Source organism: Streptomyces sp. NPDC059373 (genome assembly GCF_042751495.1).
In the GTDB taxonomy this organism is placed as follows: Bacteria; Actinomycetota; Actinomycetes; order Streptomycetales; family Streptomycetaceae; genus Actinacidiphila.
Genome location: NZ_JBHYXC010000077.1, coordinates 1 through 16,637, shown reverse-complemented (window position 1 = coordinate 16,637; position 16,637 = coordinate 1). Strand labels below are relative to the sequence as shown.

16 protein-coding genes are annotated in these 16,637 nt (G+C 71.0%); 9 read left to right on the top strand and 7 right to left on the bottom strand.

Features of this window, described 5'->3' with window-relative positions; all coding sequences use genetic code 11:
• Positions 1-268 precede the first annotated feature (268 nt).
• Together ACFXJ5_RS40445 and ACFXJ5_RS40440 are read left to right on the top strand one after the other, a co-directional pair.
• Positions 269-889, top strand: coding sequence for a TetR/AcrR family transcriptional regulator (locus tag ACFXJ5_RS40445; RefSeq protein WP_384643289.1), 621 nt, complete (start codon positions 269-271; stop codon positions 887-889).
• Between the two features lie 18 nt (positions 890-907).
• On the top strand, positions 908-1,891 hold the full coding sequence (locus ACFXJ5_RS40440) for an NADPH:quinone oxidoreductase family protein (RefSeq protein WP_384643286.1): 984 nt from the start codon (positions 908-910) through the stop codon (positions 1,889-1,891).
• Positions 1,892-2,522: 631 nt separating this feature from the next.
• Here ACFXJ5_RS40440 and ACFXJ5_RS40435 read toward each other — a convergent pair.
• Together ACFXJ5_RS40435 and ACFXJ5_RS40430 are read right to left on the bottom strand one after the other, a co-directional pair.
• Complete coding sequence (locus tag ACFXJ5_RS40435; protein WP_384643283.1) at positions 2,523-3,755, bottom strand: acyl-CoA dehydrogenase family protein; 1,233 nt, start codon at positions 3,753-3,755, stop codon at positions 2,523-2,525.
• Between the two features lie 6 nt (positions 3,756-3,761).
• Positions 3,762-4,790, bottom strand: a complete 1,029-nt coding sequence (locus ACFXJ5_RS40430; RefSeq protein ID WP_384643280.1) for a phosphotransferase family protein — start codon at positions 4,788-4,790, stop codon at positions 3,762-3,764.
• Positions 4,791-4,957: 167 nt separating this feature from the next.
• On the opposite strand from ACFXJ5_RS40430, the gene ACFXJ5_RS40425 reads away from it, so the two are divergent.
• The gene (locus ACFXJ5_RS40425) at positions 4,958-6,268 is read left to right on the top strand and encodes a glucarate dehydratase family protein (protein WP_384643277.1); all 1,311 of its coding nucleotides are present in this window, start codon (positions 4,958-4,960) and stop codon (positions 6,266-6,268) included.
• A 19-nt stretch (positions 6,269-6,287) separates the two neighbouring features.
• On the opposite strand, the gene ACFXJ5_RS40420 is transcribed toward ACFXJ5_RS40425, so the two are convergent.
• The 3 genes from ACFXJ5_RS40420 to ACFXJ5_RS40410 form a co-directional block, all read right to left on the bottom strand.
• A complete protein-coding gene (locus ACFXJ5_RS40420; protein ID WP_384643274.1) occupies positions 6,288-7,205 on the bottom strand; it encodes an MBL fold metallo-hydrolase in 918 nt (305 codons plus the stop codon).
• Between the two features lie 79 nt (positions 7,206-7,284).
• Entirely contained in the window at positions 7,285-8,685 is a 1,401-nt protein-coding gene (locus ACFXJ5_RS40415; protein WP_384643270.1) for a GntP family permease, read from the bottom strand.
• A 114-nt stretch (positions 8,686-8,799) separates the two neighbouring features.
• Entirely contained in the window at positions 8,800-9,348 is a 549-nt protein-coding gene (locus tag ACFXJ5_RS40410; RefSeq protein ID WP_384643267.1) for a gluconokinase, read from the bottom strand.
• A gap of 114 nt (positions 9,349-9,462) precedes the next feature.
• On the opposite strand from ACFXJ5_RS40410, the gene ACFXJ5_RS40405 reads away from it, so the two are divergent.
• The gene (locus tag ACFXJ5_RS40405) at positions 9,463-10,176 is read left to right on the top strand and encodes a FadR/GntR family transcriptional regulator (protein WP_384643264.1); all 714 of its coding nucleotides are present in this window, start codon (positions 9,463-9,465) and stop codon (positions 10,174-10,176) included.
• Between the two features lie 48 nt (positions 10,177-10,224).
• Here ACFXJ5_RS40405 and ACFXJ5_RS40400 read toward each other — a convergent pair whose 3' ends face one another.
• Positions 10,225-10,731 (bottom strand): AAA family ATPase, encoded by a 507-nt coding sequence (locus ACFXJ5_RS40400; protein ID WP_384643261.1) that lies wholly within the window; start codon positions 10,729-10,731, stop codon positions 10,225-10,227.
• 87 nt (positions 10,732-10,818) lie between these two features.
• On the opposite strand from ACFXJ5_RS40400, the gene ACFXJ5_RS40395 reads away from it, so the two are divergent.
• Positions 10,819-11,784: a hypothetical protein gene (locus ACFXJ5_RS40395; RefSeq protein ID WP_384643258.1), complete on the top strand. Its 966-nt coding sequence runs from the start codon at positions 10,819-10,821 to the stop codon at positions 11,782-11,784.
• Here the strand turns inward: ACFXJ5_RS40395 and ACFXJ5_RS40390 are convergent.
• Positions 11,694-12,200: a MarR family winged helix-turn-helix transcriptional regulator gene (locus ACFXJ5_RS40390; RefSeq protein WP_384643255.1), complete on the bottom strand. Its 507-nt coding sequence runs from the start codon at positions 12,198-12,200 to the stop codon at positions 11,694-11,696. The genes ACFXJ5_RS40395 and ACFXJ5_RS40390 overlap by 91 nt on opposite strands.
• 148 nt (positions 12,201-12,348) lie before the next feature.
• Between ACFXJ5_RS40390 and ACFXJ5_RS40385 the strand changes: the two genes are divergently transcribed.
• From ACFXJ5_RS40385 to ACFXJ5_RS40370, 4 genes are all read left to right on the top strand, one after another.
• A complete protein-coding gene (locus ACFXJ5_RS40385; RefSeq protein WP_384643253.1) occupies positions 12,349-13,821 on the top strand; it encodes an MFS transporter in 1,473 nt (490 codons plus the stop codon).
• 10 nt (positions 13,822-13,831) lie between these two features.
• A complete protein-coding gene (locus tag ACFXJ5_RS40380; protein WP_384643250.1) occupies positions 13,832-14,758 on the top strand; it encodes an NADP-dependent oxidoreductase in 927 nt (308 codons plus the stop codon).
• 103 nt (positions 14,759-14,861) lie between these two features.
• Positions 14,862-15,944: a Nickel transporter NicT gene (nicT, locus tag ACFXJ5_RS40375; protein WP_384643292.1), complete on the top strand. Its 1,083-nt coding sequence runs from the start codon at positions 14,862-14,864 to the stop codon at positions 15,942-15,944.
• 133 nt (positions 15,945-16,077) lie between these two features.
• Entirely contained in the window at positions 16,078-16,455 is a 378-nt protein-coding gene (locus ACFXJ5_RS40370; RefSeq protein WP_384643248.1) for a peptidase inhibitor family I36 protein, read from the top strand.
• The last annotated feature ends 182 nt before the right edge of the window (positions 16,456-16,637 follow it).

The window sequence follows — 16,637 nt, the reverse complement described above, 5'->3', positions numbered from 1 at the left end:
GCACCTCCCAGCCCCCAGGGCTGGGGGAGCTCGCGGCGTTGTCGTCAGTCAACGACGTCCCCCAGCCTGGCGGCTGGGAGGTGCCCCCACCGCGTTGCCTCCTTCTCCCCCGGCCCTGGCGGCTGGGGGTGCCCCCACCGCCTTGCGATCACAGGCGCCAGACCCCGCTCCTTCTCCCACGGAGATCCACAGGACAGGCCCTAACGGCGCACATACCGACCGGTATGCTGGCGGGTGCACCGGTACGGAGAAAGGGCAGGCGAAGGCCATGGCACGCAGCACCACCCCGAGCGCCACCCCGAAGGCCACCAAGGCGGTGACCGCGGTTCCGCAGCGGCTGCTCGCCGAGGCCACCCGACTGTTCGCCGAACGCGGCTACGACCGGACCTCCGTCCAGGAGATCGTCGAAGCGGCCGGCGTGACCAAGGGCGCGCTCTACCACTACTTCGGCAGCAAGGACGATCTGCTGCACGAGATCTACGGCCGCGTGCTGCGTCTTCAGATGGAGCGCCTCGAAGCGATCGGGGGCAAGCCCGACCCCGTCGAGGCCCGGCTCTTCGAGGCCGCCGCAGACGTCGTCGTCACCAGCATCGCCAACCTCGACGACACCAAGATCTTCTTCCGCTCCATGCACCAGCTCAGCCCCGAGAAGCAGAAGGCGGTACGGGCCGACCGCCGCCGCTACCACGAGAAGTTCCGTGCCCTGGTCGAAGAGGGCCAGGCCCGGGGCGTCTTCCGCCCCGGCCTGAGCCCGGACCTCGTCGTGGACTACTTCTTCGGCTCCGTCCACCACCTCGGCACCTGGTACCGCCAGGACGGACAGCTGTCCGCCGAGCAGGTGGCCACCGAATACGCAGACCTGCTGCTGCACTCCGTACGGCAGCCCTGAACCCCACCGGAGTTCCCCGTGAAGGCATGGCGTGTCCACGAGAACGGTGAGCCGCGCGAGGCGATGCGCCTCGACGAGGTCCCGGACCCCGAACCCGGCCCCGGCCAGGTCCTGGTGCGCGTGCGCGCCGCCAACGTCAACTTCCCCGACGCGATGCTCTGCCGGGGCCAGTACCAGATCCGCCCGCCGCTGCCCTTCACACCCGGCGTGGAGCTGTGCGGCGAGATCGTAGGCCTCGGCGACGGCGTGACGGGACTCGAACCCGGTACTCGCGTCATCACCCCCGCAGCCCTCCCCGGCGGCGCCTTCGCCGAACTCGCCGTCGTCCCCGCCGCCGGCGTCCTCCCGGCCCCCGAGGCGCTGGACGACGCCGAGGCCGCCGCCCTGCACATCGGCTACCAGACCGCCTACTTCGGCCTCCACCGCCGCGCCAACCTCCAGGCGGGGGAGACCCTCCTCGTCCACGCCGCCGCCGGCGGAGTCGGCAGCGCCGCCATCCAGATCGGAAAGGCCGCGGGGGCCACCATCATCGGAGTCGTCGGCGGCCCCGAAAAGGCCAAGGCGGCACGGGAGTTGGGCGCCGACATCGTCGTGGACCGGCATGCCGAGGACTTCGTCGGCGTCGTCAAGGAGGCTACCGGCGGCCATGGCGCCGACGTGGTCTTCGACCCGGTCGGCGGCGACGCCTACACCCGGTCCACCAAGTGCATCGCCTTCGAGGGCCGCATCGTCGTCGTCGGCTTCACCAGCGGCACCATCCCCGCCCCCGGCCTCAACCACGCCCTCGTCAAGAACTACTCGATCCTCGGCCTCCACTGGGGCCTCTACAACACCCAGGACCCCGCCGCCGTCCGCCGTTGCCACGACACCCTCACTCGCCTCGCCGCCGAGGGCGCCGTCAAGCCCCTGGTCAGCGAACGCCTCCCGCTGTCCGGCGCCGCCGACGCCGTCCAGCGCGTCGCCGACGGCACGACCACCGGCCGCGTGGTCGTCATCCCGTGAGTCGGGCCAACTGCTCGCGGCACTCATCCGCCGAAGCACCGGCGCCCAGCTCCTCGTAGATCCGCAGCCCGACTGACGGGCCTCGGCGGCAGGCGCCAGATCGCCCAGGCCGCGCAGGACACCGGCCAGCCCGCGCCAATTGCCGATCCGCCCGAAGATCCCGCGCGCCTCGTCGTAGGCGGCGCGGGCTTCGGTGGGCATGTCGGCCTCACCGCGCCGGTCGCCGATCTGCGCCGACAGGTCGCGGGCCCGGCCGTAGCGGCCGTTCAGGCGCTCCGCGTGGCCGATGCCGCGCAGCGACTGGGCCTGGCCGCGCCGGTCGCCGACGTCGGCGTACAGCCCCCGCGCACGGGTGAACGCGGGGAGCAGAGGAGGACGGCGGGGAGGGCCGGGGTCGGAGCCACCCACCTCACCCACCCACCCACCCGGTAGGCAACGAGGCGGGGAGGTCCGGGGTCGGAGGGGTGGGGGTTCTGGACGCTCCGCATATTTGTGTGCGGCATGCCGGGCAAGGCAACGGAGGACCCGTCACGCACGTAAATATGTCGGTCCAGGACCCCCAGCCCCGGAGGCCCCGGACCGGCACCCACCACCCACCATCCACCGGGCAGGGCGTAGCGGCTCACCGACGCTACTGGTACCGCTTCAGCTCCCGCCGCGCCAGCGACCGCTTGTGCACCTCGTCCGGCCCGTCGGCCAAGCGCAGCGTCCGCGCCGCCGCCCACATCTCCGCGAGCGGGAAGTCCTGGCTGACGCCACCCGCGCCGTGCACCTGGACGGCGCGGTCGAGGATGAGCCCGACCTTCTGCGGGGTGGCGATCTTGATGGCCTGGATCTCGGTGTGCGCACCGCGGTTGCCGACGGTGTCCATCAGCCAAGCGGTCTTGAGCACCAGCAGCCGCAACTGCTCGATCTCGACCCGCGCTTCGGCGATCCACTCCTGAACGACGCCCTGCGCGGCAAGTGGCTTGCCGAAGGCGACCCGCCCCGCCGCCCGCCGGCACATCAGCTCAACCGCCCGCTCGGCCATGCCGATCAGCCGCATGCAGTGGTGGATGCGCCCCGGCCCCAGCCGGGCCTGGGCGATGGCGAAGCCGCCGCCCTCCTCGCCGACGAGATTGTCGGCGGGCACCCGCACATCGGTGAAGACGACCTCGGCGTGGCCGCCGTGGTCCCCGTCGTCGTAGCCGAACACCCGCATGCCGCGCCGGACATCGACACCGGGGGTGTCGCGCGGCACGAGGATCATGCTCTGCTGGCGGTGCCGCTCAGCGGACGGGTCGGACTTGCCCATGACGATGAAGATCCGGCAGTCCGGGTTCATGGCCCCGGAGATGTACCACTTGCGGCCGTTGACGACATAGTCGTCGCCGTCCCGCTCGATCCGGGTCTCGATGTTCGTGGCATCCGACGAGGCGACGTCCGGCTCGGTCATCGCGAAAGCCGAACGGATCTCACCGGCGAGCAGCGGCTCCAGCCAGGCCTTGCGCTGTTGCTCGCTGCCGAACTCGTTGAGCACCTCCATGTTGCCGGTGTCGGGCGCGGCGCAGTTGAGCGCGGGCGGCGCGAGGTGCAGGCTGCGGCCGGTGATCTCGGCCAGCGGCGCGTACTGCAGGTTGGTCAGCCCCGCGCCCCGCTCGCCGGGGAGGCTGTGCTGGTTTACAAGAAAGAGGTTCCACAGCCCCTGCCGCTTCGCCTCGCCCTTGAGTTCCTCCACCACCGGCGGCGCGGCCCAGCGCGCGTCGCCCACGGCCTCCTCAAGCTGCTGCGCGAAGACCGGTTCGGCGGGGTACACGTACTCGTCCATGAAGGTGAGCAGCCGCTCGCGCAGCTCCTCGGTGCGGGCGTCGTACGAGAAGTCCATTGCGGCTCAGCCTTCCTGAAGGATGCTCAGGCCCCGCTCGATGAGGCCGGGGACGAGACCGCCGATGCGGTCGAAGCCGGCGCCGAGGGTCTGCCCGAGCGTGTAGCGGTAGTGGATGCCCTCGGCGATGACCGCGAGCTTGAAGTACGCGAAGGCGGTGTACCAGCCGATGGCGGACACGTCGCGTCCCGAGCCCTCGGCGTAGCGCGCGATGACCTCGTGCGAGGTCGGGTGGCCGGGGGCGGCGCTCGCGGACGGCACCGGGGAGTCGGCCGGCACCTCGCGGTCGCTGTACATCACGAGCAGCCCGAGGTCGGTGAGCGGGTCGCCGAGCGTGGACATCTCCCAGTCCAGGATGGCCTTGATGCGGTCGTCGTCCTTGCCGACCAGCACGTTGTCCAGGCGGTAGTCGCCGTGTACGACCGTCGCCGGACCCGAGGCGGGCAGCGCCTTCGCCAGTCCATCGTGCAGCTCGTCGATGCCCGCCAGCTCCCGGCTTCGCGACGCGGCCAGCTGCTTCCCCCACCGCCTCAACTGCCGCTCCAGGAAGCCTTCCGGCCGCCCGAAGTCCGCCAGCCCGACCTGCTCGGGGTCCACGGCGTGCAGCGCCACCAGCGCGTCCACCAGCCCGAACACGACGCTCCGCGTCCGCTCGGGCCCGAGCGCCGCCAGCTGGTCGGCGAACCGGTACGGCACCCCGTCCACGTACTCCATGACGTAGAACGGCGACCCGATCACCGTCTCGTCCTCGCAGAGCAGCACCGTGCCCGGCACCGGCACCGGCGTGTCGTGCAGGGCGCTGATCACCCGGTGCTCGCGTGTCATGTCGTGAGCGGTCGCCAGTACGTGCCCGAGCGGGGGCCTGCGTACGACCCACCGGGAGGTGCCGTCCGTGACGGCGTATGTCAGATTCGACCGGCCGCCCTCGATCAGATCCGCTTGCAGCGCGCCCTGGACCAGCCCGGGCCGCTCCCGGTCGAGATGCTCACGCAGCCGCCCGAGGTCGAGCCCCGGTGGGTTGTCCGTCCCGCTCATCAACGCTCCTCGCGCCTGATCGATGCCTGGCCCCACCCATCATGCCGACCAGTCGGTATGTCGTCCAGTCCGGGGGTGGACGTCCTTGACGCTCTCTCCTGGGGCGATCTAGGGTCTGTTCGAGTACGCACATAGCGTCCATGTACGTGAACAGGTGAGGTGGCAGGGTGTCGGAACGCAGCGACCTGACGATCGCCGGGATCCGGCTCACTCCCATCCTCGTCGCGGACCCGCCGCTGCTCAATACGCAGGGCGTCCACCAGCCGTACACCCCACGCCTGATCATCGAGGTCGACACGGCAGGCGGCGTCACCGGCGTCGGCGAGACGTACGGCGACACGCGGTTCCTCGACCTCGCCAGGCCGCTCGCCGACGCGCTGGTCGGCTGCCAGGTCAGCGATCTGAACAGCCTCTTCACGCTCGCCGCCCTCGTCTGCGGCGACCCGGAGGGCGTGTCGGACTCGGTGGACGTCGGCGGGCTGCGCGGCGTACAGACCGCCGACAAGCTGCGGCTGTCCGTCGTCTCCGGCTTCGAGGTGGCCTGCCTCGACGCCCTCGGCAAGTCCCTCGGCCTGCCCGTGCACGCGCTGCTCGGCGGCAAGGTCCGGGAGACCGTCGACTACAGCGCCTACCTCTTCTACCGCTGGGCCGGGCATCCGGACGGCCCGAGCGGCGGCCAGACACCCAAGGACGACTGGGGTGCGGCCCTCGACCCGGCCGGGGTGGTCGCCCAGGCGCAGCGGTTCGCCCGGGAGTACGGCTTCACGTCCTTCAAGCTCAAGGGCGGCGTCTTCCCGCCCGACGAGGAGATCGCCGCCATCCGCGCCCTCGCCGAGGCCTTTCCCGGCAAGGCGCTGCGGCTGGACCCCAACGGCGCCTGGTCCGTGGAGACCTCGCTGTATGTGGCCGAACAACTCGGCGGCGTACTGGAATACCTGGAGGACCCGACCAGCGGCACCGCCCGCATGGCCGAGGTCGCGGCGCGCACCGACGTGCCGCTGGCCACCAACATGTGCGTGACGACGTTCCCCGAGATCGCCGAGGCCTTCACCAAGGGCGCCGTACAGGTCGTGCTCTCCGACCACCACTACTGGGGCGGGCTGCGCAACACCCGCGAACTGGCCGCGATCTGCCGGACCTTCGGGGTCGGGCTGTCCATGCACTCCAACACCCACCTGGGCATCAGCCTCGCCGCGATGACGCACGTCGCCTCGACCGTTCCCAACCTCGACTACGCCTGCGACTCCCACTACCCCTGGCAGACCGAGGACGTCATCACCCGCCCGCACGAGTTCACCGGCGGCCGCCTCACCGTCTCCGACGCCCCCGGCCTCGGCGTCGAGCTCGACCACGAGGCGCTGCCCGCCTTCCACCGGCGCTGGCTGGACGACGACGGCACGATGCGCGACCGCGACGACGCCGCCGCCATGCGCAAGGCCGAGCCCGGCTGGGAGACCCCGCCCGTGCCGCGCTGGTAAGAGACCGCGCGGGCGGGGCTCAGGCGTGGCAGGCTGGGATCCGGCCGCCGTTCATCGCCGCCATGTCGGTGAGCACGGCCACCAGGTCCAGCGGGATGCCGAGCGGCAGGCCGTCCATCTCCGCGTAGGCGCGGTGCAGATTGGCGACCAGCCGCTCCGGCTCGGCCAGTTCGGCGAACTCCCCGAGTTCGGCGGTCCGCGCCGTCTCCAGCGGCGTACGCCCGGCTGCGCGCCCCTCGGCGGCGAGCGCGGCCACGTAGTGCAGATAGCGTTCCACGACGTCGTACGCGCCCGGATCGCATACCGCGCCGTGCCCGGGCACGACGATCTCGGCGTCCAGCGACCGCAGCAGGCCCAGCGCCCGCAGCGAACCGCTCAGCGACCCGAACGGCACGAAGGGCGTCCCGCCGTTGAAGACCAGGTCCCCGGTGAACACGATCCGGTGCTCCGGCAGCCACACGATGGTGTCCCCGATCGTGTGAGCCGGCCCCGGGTGGATCAGCCGCACCTCGGTGCCGCCGGCCTCCAGGTCCATCCGGTCCTCGTAGGTGACCGTGGGCGGCGTGATCGGGACCTCGCCGTACTCCACCTCCGGCCAGATCATGTGCAGTTGGTGACCGGCGGCCACCTGCTCCTTCACGCAGGCGGCGTGCCCGACGATCTCGGCCTCGCCGGCGAACAGCGTGTTCCCGTAGGTGTGGTCGCCGTGGTGATGGGTGTTCACCACGTACGACGGCATCGGCGCGCCCGTGGCCAGCAGCGCGTCGCGCAGCAGCCGGGTACGGCGCTCGGTGGCGGCGGTGTCGACCAGCAGGGTCGTACGCCCGTCGCTGACGAACCCGGCGTTGCTGAGGCACCAGCCGCCGTCCGGTTGTACGTACGCGTGTACGCCGCTGGCGAGTTCGGTGAGATACGGCTCGGTCGTGGTGCCCGGCATGCCTGCGCCCTTCTCTGGTGGCCCGGACGGAACCTACCAGGGAAGGGCGCCAGCGGAAGGGAGCGGTCCTCGGCCTGGCCTAAACAACCAGCGAGAGCAGCAGAACGAAGCCCAGGGCCACCACCGAGATGATCGTCTCCATCACCGACCACGACTTGAGGGTCTGCGGGACCGTCATCCCGAAGTACTCCTTCACCAGCCAGAATCCGGCGTCGTTGACGTGCGAGAAGAACAGCGAACCGGCGCCGACGGCCAGCACCAGCAGGGCGGTGTGGGTCGAGGACATGTCGGCGGCGAGCGGGGCGACCAGGCCCGCGGCGGAGATGGTCGCGACGGTGGCGGAGCCGGTGGAGACCCGGATCAGGACCGCGATCAGCCAGGCCAGCAGCAGGGGCGAGATGTTCCAGCTCTGCGACCAGTTGAGGATCATCTGGCCGACGCCGCAGTCGATCAGGGTCTGCTTGAAGCCGCCGCCCGCGCCGACGATCAGGAGGATCCCGGCGATCGGGCCGAGCGACTTCTCGACCGTCTTGGAGATCCGCTCCTTGCTGAAGCCGGCCGCGCGGCCGAGGGTGAACATCCCGAGCACGACGGCGGACAGCAGCGCGATCAGCGGCGAGCCGATGACGTCGAAGATCCGGTAGACCAGGCTGCCCTGGTCCTTCTCCAGGACGTCGACCAGCGCCTTGAGCAGCATCAGCACGACCGGCAGCAGCATCGTGGCCACGGTCGCCGCGAAGCTCGGCCGCTTCTCCAGGTCGTCCGACGCGCGGGGCGGAGTGAGGTGCTCGGGCGGCGTGACCTTGACCCAGCGGTCGGCGACCCGGCCGAAGAGCGGTCCGGCGATGGCCACCGTCGGCAGCGCGATCAGGACGCCGAGCGCCAGCGTGGTGCCGAGGTCGGCCTTGATGGAGTCGATCGCCGCCAGCGGGCCCGGGTGCGGCGGCACCAGGCCGTGCATGACGGACAGGCCGGCCAGCGCCGGGATGCCGACCCGCATCAGGGACTGGTTGCCGCGCCGGGCGACCAGCAGGACCACCGGGATCAGCAGGACGATGCCGACCTCGAAGAAGAGCGGCAGCCCGATCAGCCCGGCGATCAGTGCCATCGCCCACGGCAGCCGCCGCTCGCTGGTCCTGGCCAGGATCGTGTCGACGATCTGGTCCGCACCGCCTGAATCGGCGAGCAGCTTGCCCAGTATCGCGCCGAGCGCGATGAGCACGCCGACGCCCGCCACGGTGGTGCCCAGGCCGGTGGTGAAGCTGGTGATCGTCTTCGCGAGCGGGGCCCCGGCGACCGCCCCGAGCACGCCGGTGCCGATGGTCAGGGCCAGGAAGGCGTGCATCTTCCAGCGGGTGATCAGCAGGATGATCGTGGCGATGCCGGCCAGGGCCGCGATGCCCAGCCGGGCATCACCGGCACTGGTGATGAATTCCGTGGCCGAGGGCGCGGCCAGCAACTCGACGCTGAGTGCAGACACGTACGTACTCCGTTATCCGTGTATCCGTAAGGAAAGGTCCGTCAGGGAAGGGATCCGTCAGGGAAGGTCCGTCAGGGAAGGTCCGTCAGGGAAGGGATCCGTCAGGGAAGGCCGTCAGAGAAGGTCAGGTCCGTCGGAGAGGCCAGTGGGGAGAGCGGCCATCGCGCGCTCGGCGATCTGGTCCCGGCCGCCCGCGATGGAGACCACCGCCCCGGCCTCGTCCGGGTCGAGCGGCTCCAGGGCGTCGAACTGGGAGCGCAGCAGCCCCGGGGGCATGAAGTGCTCCATGCGCGCGGCGAGCCGCGCGGCGATCAGTTCACGCGGACCGTCGAGGTGAAGAAAGAAGAGGTCCGGTGCGTCGGCCCGCAGCCGGTCGCGGTAGCGGCGCCTGAGCGCGGAGCAGCTGACCACGCCGCCCTTGCCCGCACGGGCCGTGATCCATTCCGCGATGGCGTCCAGCCAGGGCGCCCGGTCGGCGTCGTCCAGCGGGTGGCCGGCCGACATCTTGGCGATGTTGGCGGCCGGGTGGAAATCGTCCGCCTCGGCGTACGGAACGCCGAGCCGCTGTGCGATCAGCCCGCCCACCGTCGACTTGCCCGATCCGGACACCCCCATGACGACCACCACGGGGCGCTGCTCCTCGGCCTTTTCTGCCGCAGTCATGCGCTGGTACCTCCTCGTCCGCGCGATGCGCTCAGGAAACGCCATAGGTACTACTTATTCAAGAGTCCGAAACCAAATCGTCATACGAAGGGTTCCCTGCTTAGGCTGTCGGTCATGGCGACGGCACAGCAGGGAGAAGGCGGCGGCCTGCACGCGCAGGTCCTGGCGGAGCTCGGCCCTGCCATCGCATCCGGCGCGTATCCGCCGGGCACGGTTCTGCGCATCGACGAGCTGGAGCAGCGTTACGGCGTCTCGCGCACCGTCGTCCGCGAGGCCGTCCGGGTGCTGGAGGCCATGCACCTGGTCGCGTCGCGCCGCCGGGTCGGCATCACGGTGCGGCCGGCCGAGGAATGGAACGTGTTCGACCCCGCCGTGATTCGCTGGCGTCTCGCGGGCGCCGACCGCCCGCGCCAGCTACGGTCGCTCACCATGCTCCGTACGGCCGTCGAACCCGTCGCCGCGGGCCTTGCCGCCGTCGCCGCGACCCCCGACCAGTGCCGCGAACTGACCGTCCTGGCCGCCGACATGGCCGCCGCCGGCCGAGCCTCGGACCTGACGGCCTACCTGGTGCACGACGTGGCGTTCCACCGCGTCATGCTGCGGGCCTCGGGCAACGAGATGTTCGCCCGCCTCGGGGACGTCGTCGCCGAGGTCCTCACCGGCCGCACCGAACACCACGTCATGTTCTCCACCCCCGATCCGGCGGCGGTCACCCTGCACGTCCGGGTCGCCGAGGCCGTCCGTGCCCGCGACGCGGTGGCGGCGGAACGGCTCATGCGGGAGATCTGCGTCGGGGCGCTCGCGGAGCTGGACATCCTCGCTCCGTAGTGGCGGCCCGTAGCGGCGGTCCGCAGCAGCGGTCCGTAGCAGTGGGGTTCAGGGCGCCGCGTGCCGCAGGATCGCGTCCACCGTCTCGGCGGGGGTCTGGTCCGTGGTGTCCAGCCACAGCCCGAACCGCGGCGTCTCCTCGTGTAGCGCCCGGTCCAGGTCGGCCGGCGTCCAGGCGCCGTAGGCGGTCTTGCGCCGGCCCGCCTCCCGCTGGGCGACGGCGCCCGGGCTGGGGGCCAGGACGATCACATGCAGCGGCCGCGTACGGATCAGGGAGATGGTCCGGGCCAGTTCGTCACCGAGTATCACGTCCTGCAGCACCGGTACGAATCCCGCCGCCGCGTACGCGTCCGCCGCCGCCGCCGCGATCTCGTGCCGCAGTCGCAGCTGACGCAGTGCCTCCCCGTCCAGCGCGGGGGTCATCTCCGCGCGCCCGCCGACCACCATCCGCCGGAACACGTCGCCGTTCACATGCGCGGAGCGCGGCAGCCGCCCGGCCAACTCCCGTGCCACCGTGGACTTTCCGGATGCCGGGATACCGGTGATCAGATACATGGGTGAGTGGGCCTTCCTGCCAGCGCGTAGCGTACCGGCGGGAAAACCGGGTGACCTGCGGGGGACCGGGGCGGTGAAATGGTGCCTGTGCCGACGCCACCGCCCCAGCCCTTCCGCTGGACGTTCTCGTCCGCCGGGGGTGCCCCGCCGGACCGCCTCGGCGCGCTCACGGACGGCGCGGAGCCGCCCCCGCTCTGGTACCTGCCCGCGCTCACGGAGTGCGCCGGCAAGGTGCTGGCCCGCGCCGGCGGGGCCGATCTGTGCTTCGTGGGGCGCTCGCTGGACAGCATGCACGACCTGCTCACCGGCGCCTTCGAGGGCGCCCCGGCCCCGGCCCGCCCCCGGCTGCTTCGGCTCCCGCTGTCGCTCCGGCTCACGCGTCGCGGCTGGGACCCGGTGGTCGTACGCCGCTTCCGCGAGCATCTGGCGGCCGTCGGGCTCGAGCCCCACGCCCTGGCCCGCCGGGACCGTCCCATCGCACTCGTGGACGTGGTCCACCGGGGCGGCACGTATGACGTCCTGCACGGCGCGCTCGCCGACTGGATCGAGGAGAGCCGCGAGTCCTGGCCGGTGATCCGCCGCAAGCTGCGCTACGTCGGCGTGACCATCCGGGAGAAGACCAGCCCCAACACCTGGCGCTGGCAGCAGCACACCGAGGACGGCTGGGCCCGCACCCTGCCGGCCGGTCACGTCGTCAACGTGTCGCTGGCGTACGGCGCATGGGGCTACTTCGGCAACGACCAGACGAAGGTCCAGCCCAGCTTCCCGCCCTACCGCTGGTTCGACGAGGACACCGCCGCGCCCTGGCGGCACGACGGACTGCCCTCAGCGCTGGCCGAGTCCCTCGCCCTCGTCGAGGCCGGCCGCAGCCGCGCCGTGCGCGAGCAACTGATCCGTACGATCGGGAGCGAGCCCGGATTCGCGGACCGGGCCGTACGCGCTCTCGTGCCGCCGCTGCGCGGTCAGTCGCGGTCGGTATCGCGGTCGCGGTCGGTGTCGCGTTCGGGGTCGCGGTCCTCCATCACGGGCCGCAGTCGCTCCAGCAGGCCGTAGAGCGTCGCGCGCTCCTCGTCCTCCAGGGTGTCGAGCGCGCCGTGGGTGGCCTGCATCTCCTCGCGTACGCGGCGGATGGTCTCGCGGCCGAGGTCGGTGGCGACGACGTGCTTGACGCGGCGGTCGGCGGGGCTGACCTCACGGCGTACGAAGCCGTGGGACTCCAGCCGGTCGACGATGCCGGTGATGTTGGACGCGTCACACACCAGGGCCTCGGCGAGGCCGCGCATGGGCACGGGGCCGTGCAGTTGGGCGAGGACCTTGGCCTGCATGGAGGTCAGGCCGTGGCGGGCGGCGGCCGCGGCGAAGTCCTGCCACTGGGCGGTGCCGATGGCGGCGAGCAGTTCGAGCAGCTGGATCTTCGTGGGGGCAGATACCGCAGCGGCGGCTGCAGCGGCGGGGGCGGGGGCACTCATGGTTCGAGTGTACTCAGGATGCTTGAGGATCTGAATCATTAACTTGACGACCTTAACTATCGACGTTTACCGTCGATCGAGTTGCTTGACGATCTCAAGCATCGACATCGTTAAGTAACCCCTGAGCCCCGGACGGACCGACCCACTCATGAAAACCCTCGACAAGCCCAGAAACGAGACGGTCATCGTCTTCGCGCTGAGCCTGGCCGCCATGGTCGTCGCGATGATGCAGACCCTGGTCGTGCCGATCCTCACGCTGATCCAGACCAGCCTCGGCACCACCACCGCCAACGCCAGCTGGGTCACCACCGCCACCCTGCTCTCGGCCGCCGTCTTCACCCCGCTGCTCGGCCGCTTCGGGGATCAGCACGGCAAGAAGCCGACCCTCGTCGCCGTCCTCGTCGTGATGGTCGCCGGCTCCGTGCTCGCCGCCACCACCCACTCCCTCGGATGGCTCATCGTCGGCCGCGTGCTCCAGGGCGCCGCGACCGCGATCTTCCCGCTGGCGCTGTCCGTACTGCGCGAGGAGATTCGCCCGGCGAAGCTCCCCGGCGCCATGGCCCTGGTCAGCGGCACCCTGGCATTCGGCAGCGGCCTGGCGCTGGTCGCCGTCGGCCTGCTCACCTCCGGCCACCACCCCGACTACCGCAGCGCCTTCTGGCTGGCCACCGCCCTGGCCGCCATCGCCCTGGTCGCGGTCGTCCTCCTGGTCCCCGCCACCCGCCAGAAGACCGGCGGCCGCACCGATGTCCTCGGCGCGCTGAGCCTGGCCGCGACGCTCGTGCTGCTCCTGCTGCCCATCACCCAGGGCCACGAGTGGGGCTGGTCCTCCGCCCGTACGATCGGTTCCTTCGCCGGCGCGGTCGTCATGGCGGCGGTGTGGGTCCTGGTCGAGCTCAGGGTCCGCGAACCGCTCGTCGACATGCGGATGTTCGTGCACCGCCCGGTGCTCTTCGCCAACGCCGCCGGACTGCTGGTCGGCTTCGGCTCCTTCACGTCCTTCATCGGCATCTCGTATCTCGTCCAGATGCCCTCGAAGGTCGCCGGCTTCGGCTTCGACGCCTCGATCCTGCGGGCCTCCGTCGCGTATCTGCTGCCCAGCGCCATCATGTCGCTGCTCGCCGCCCCCGTCGGCGGCCAGTTGGTGCGCCGCCACGGCCCGCGCCTCGTCCTCGCCCTGGCCTCGGCCTTCGGTGCCGCCGGCTTCGCGTGGATCGCCGTCGACCACTCCCACGGCGCGTCGGTCATCGGCGCCGGGATGCTCATCGGCGTGGCGATCAGCTTCGGCTACGCGGCGATGCCCGCAGTGATCATGGCGAGCGTCCCGCACCACCAGAGCGGTATCGCCAACGGCATCAACTCCATCTCCCGGTCCACCGGCAGCGCCATCGGCACCGCTGTGATCACCACGGTGCTCGCCTCCAAGACCGTCGCCCACCTCCCGGCCGGCTATCCGGCGCTGCCCGCCGAGTCCCAGTTCACGCTGAGCTTCGTCATCGCGACCGTGGCTCTGAGCCTTGTGGCCCTGGTCGCCTGGCTCGGCCTGCGCACCCCGGCAGCGGTGGCGGAAGCCCCGGAGCCGGTCGAGGCTGAGACCACGTCCGTCACCGTCACCGTCTGAGGAACGTGCCATGAAGGCTGTCAGCTATCGCGCGTACGGCGGACCCGAGGTCCTGGAGTACGGGGATCTCCCCGAACCCAAGGTCGGCCCCGACTCGGTCCTGGTCAGGGTCAGGGCCGCCGCGGTCAACCCCATTGACTGGAAGGCCCAGGCCGGCCTGATGGACGGCCTCATGGACCCGGTCTTCCCCGTCGTCCCGGGCTGGGACGTCTCCGGCGTCGTCGTACGGCCCGGTGTGGACGCCGTCGAGTACGAGGAGGGCGACGAGGTCATCGGCTACGTACGCGAGGACTTCCTCTCCCGGGGCACCTTCGCCGAATACGTCGCCGCCCCCGTCCGCACCCTGGCCCGCAAGCCGGCGAACCTCGGCTTCGAGCAGGCGGCCGGCCTTCCGCTGGCCGGGCTCACCGGCTACCAGGCACTGGTCAAGGCGATCCGCCTCGGCAAGGGCGAGACCGTCCTCGTGCACGCCGCCGCCGGCGGGGTCGGGTCCATCGCCGTCCAGATCGCCGTGCACCTCGGCGCCCGCGTCATCGGCACCGCGAGCGAGCGCAACCACGACTACCTGCGCTCGCTCGGCGCCGAGCCGGTCGTGTACGGGGACGGGCTCGCGCAGCGCGTCACCGCCCTGGCGCCGGATGGCGTGGACGCCGTCCTCGACCTCGTCGGCGGCGAGGCGCTCACCGTCTCGCCCGACCTGCTCGCCGTCGGCGGCCGGCTGGTCTCGATCACCGACCCGGCCGTCCTCGGCCTCGGCGGCCGCTTCTTCTGGGTCCGCCCCGACCCGGACGACCTCGCGGCGCTGAGCGAGCTGGCCGAGCGCGGCGTCGTCGGCGTCGAGGTCGCGGCGAGCTTCCCGCTGGAGCGGGCGGCCGACGCCCAGCGGCTCAACGCGCAGGGGCACACCCGGGGAAAGATCGTCGTCACCGTCGACTGATCGGACCCGCCGTATGCAAGGAGATCGTTATTGCGTACGATACGCAATAACGATCCCCGAGCACCGCGAGGACCCCGTGGCCCTGACAGCAAACCCCTCCCGCATGGCCCTCACCCGCCGCGAGTGGGCCGGGCTCGGCGGCATGGCCGGCTTCGTCCTGCTGCTGCACCTCGTCGGCTTCGGCATCCTCGCCCTGGTCGTCGTCCCCGGGCACTACCAACTCGCGGGCGGCGCCTTCGGCTTCGGCACCGGCCTCACCGCCTACACGCTCGGCCTGCGCCACGCCTTCGACGCCGACCACATCGCCGCCATCGACAACACCACCCGCAAGTTCATGGCGGACGGCAAGCGGCCGCTGTCCGTGGGCTTCTGGTTCTCGCTCGGCCACTCCTCGGTCGTCTTCGGGCTCACCTTCCTGCTCGCCCTGGGCGTCAAGGCCGTCGGCACCGGCCTCTCCGACGACAACTCCCGCCTCCACCAGGTCGGCGGCCTCATCGGCACCTTCGTGTCCGGCGCCTTCCTGCTGCTCATCGCGGCCATCAACCTGGTCATCCTGGTCGGCCTCGGCAAGGTCTTCCGCGACATGCGCCGCGGCACCTACGACGAGGCGCAGTTGGAGCAGCACCTCAACAACCGCGGCCTCATGAACCGCATCCTCGGCCGTGCCACCCGCGCCATCCGCCGCCCCTGGCAGATGTACCCCCTCGGCATCCTCTTCGGCCTCGGCTTCGACACCGTCACCGAGATCAGCCTCCTGGTCCTCGCCGCCGGCTCGGTGGCCTCCGGCCTCCCCTGGTACGCGATCCTCTGCCTTCCCGTGCTCTTCGCCGCCGGCATGTCCCTGCTCGACACCATCGACGGCTCGTTCATGAACTTCGCCTACGGCTGGGCCTTCTCCAAGCCGGTCCGCAAGGTCTACTACAACCTCACCATCACCGGGCTCTCCATCGCCGTCGCCCTCATCATCGGCGGCATCGAACTCCTCTCGATCCTCGCCGACAAGCTCTCCCTCACCGGCCCCTTCTGGGACTCCGTCTCCTCCGTCGACCTCAACACCGTCGGCTTCTGGATCGTCGGCCTCTTCGCCGCCACCTGGGCCGTCGCCCTCGCCGTCTGGAAATACGGCCGCATCGAGGAAAAGTGGGACGCCGGCCTCCGCGCCCCGGCGGAAGAGCCCGCCGCGTAGGCTTTGCGTAGTCCTTTTGCCGTTCGGTTCGAATCTGATCGAATCATCTGTCAATTGCGGCCACAGGCGGCTGTACTCGTTCCTGACGCGGATTTCCGCGTTGTCCATCGGGATGGATGCAAAGGAACGACATATGATGCGCAAGATTGCCATGAGCGTCGGTGCCCTGTCGCTGAGCGTCGTCGGGCTGGTCGCTTTCGGCCCGGCCGCCCAGGCCGACAACGGCGCGTGCCCCGCGAACAGTTTCTGTCTGTTCCAGCACGACAACTACGAGGGCGGCCGGGCCGTGTTCACCTCCACGACCAAGCATCTGGGCGACCACAAATTCAACAACGGCGTCACGGTCGGCGACAACGCCAGCTCGATGATCAACAACATGAGCCACCGTGTCGCGCTCTACCAGGACGGGGACTGCAGCGGCGAGCAGTACAACGCCGCCAAGGAAAGCAGTGACCGCGACTTCTCCAACAACGGATTCGACAACAAGGCGAGCTGCCTCGTCGTCATCTAGCCGTCGTTTGTGGTGGCGGGGGGGGGGAACCGCCCCCCACACCCGCCCCCCCCCCCGCGCCCCCGGGGCCCCCGGCGCAGCACCCCCCCCCCGGCCCCCCCCCCGGGCCCCCGCCCCCGCGACGGGCACCCCCCCCGGCCCAACCGCCGCCGCCACCGCCACTAACGCAACCACCCCCACGA

Excerpts from the sequence above, each read along its gene's own strand:
- ACFXJ5_RS40445 (WP_384643289.1), top strand. The coding sequence starts at position 269 with ATGGCACGCAGCACCACCCCGAGCGCCACCCCGAAGGCCACCAAGGCG.
- ACFXJ5_RS40435 (WP_384643283.1), bottom strand. The coding sequence starts at position 3,755 with ATGGACTTCTCGTACGACGCCCGCACCGAGGAGCTGCGCGAGCGGCTG.
- ACFXJ5_RS40430 (WP_384643280.1), bottom strand. The coding sequence starts at position 4,790 with ATGAGCGGGACGGACAACCCACCGGGGCTCGACCTCGGGCGGCTGCGT.
- ACFXJ5_RS40420 (WP_384643274.1), bottom strand. The coding sequence starts at position 7,205 with ATGCCGGGCACCACGACCGAGCCGTATCTCACCGAACTCGCCAGCGGC.
- ACFXJ5_RS40410 (WP_384643267.1), bottom strand. The coding sequence starts at position 9,348 with ATGACTGCGGCAGAAAAGGCCGAGGAGCAGCGCCCCGTGGTGGTCGTC.
- ACFXJ5_RS40405 (WP_384643264.1), top strand. The coding sequence starts at position 9,463 with ATGGCGACGGCACAGCAGGGAGAAGGCGGCGGCCTGCACGCGCAGGTC.
- ACFXJ5_RS40400 (WP_384643261.1), bottom strand. The coding sequence starts at position 10,731 with ATGTATCTGATCACCGGTATCCCGGCATCCGGAAAGTCCACGGTGGCA.
- ACFXJ5_RS40390 (WP_384643255.1), bottom strand. The coding sequence starts at position 12,200 with ATGAGTGCCCCCGCCCCCGCCGCTGCAGCCGCCGCTGCGGTATCTGCC.
- ACFXJ5_RS40385 (WP_384643253.1), top strand. The coding sequence starts at position 12,349 with ATGAAAACCCTCGACAAGCCCAGAAACGAGACGGTCATCGTCTTCGCG.
- ACFXJ5_RS40380 (WP_384643250.1), top strand. The coding sequence starts at position 13,832 with ATGAAGGCTGTCAGCTATCGCGCGTACGGCGGACCCGAGGTCCTGGAG.
- nicT (WP_384643292.1), top strand. The coding sequence starts at position 14,862 with ATGGCCCTCACCCGCCGCGAGTGGGCCGGGCTCGGCGGCATGGCCGGC.
- ACFXJ5_RS40370 (WP_384643248.1), top strand. The coding sequence starts at position 16,078 with ATGATGCGCAAGATTGCCATGAGCGTCGGTGCCCTGTCGCTGAGCGTC.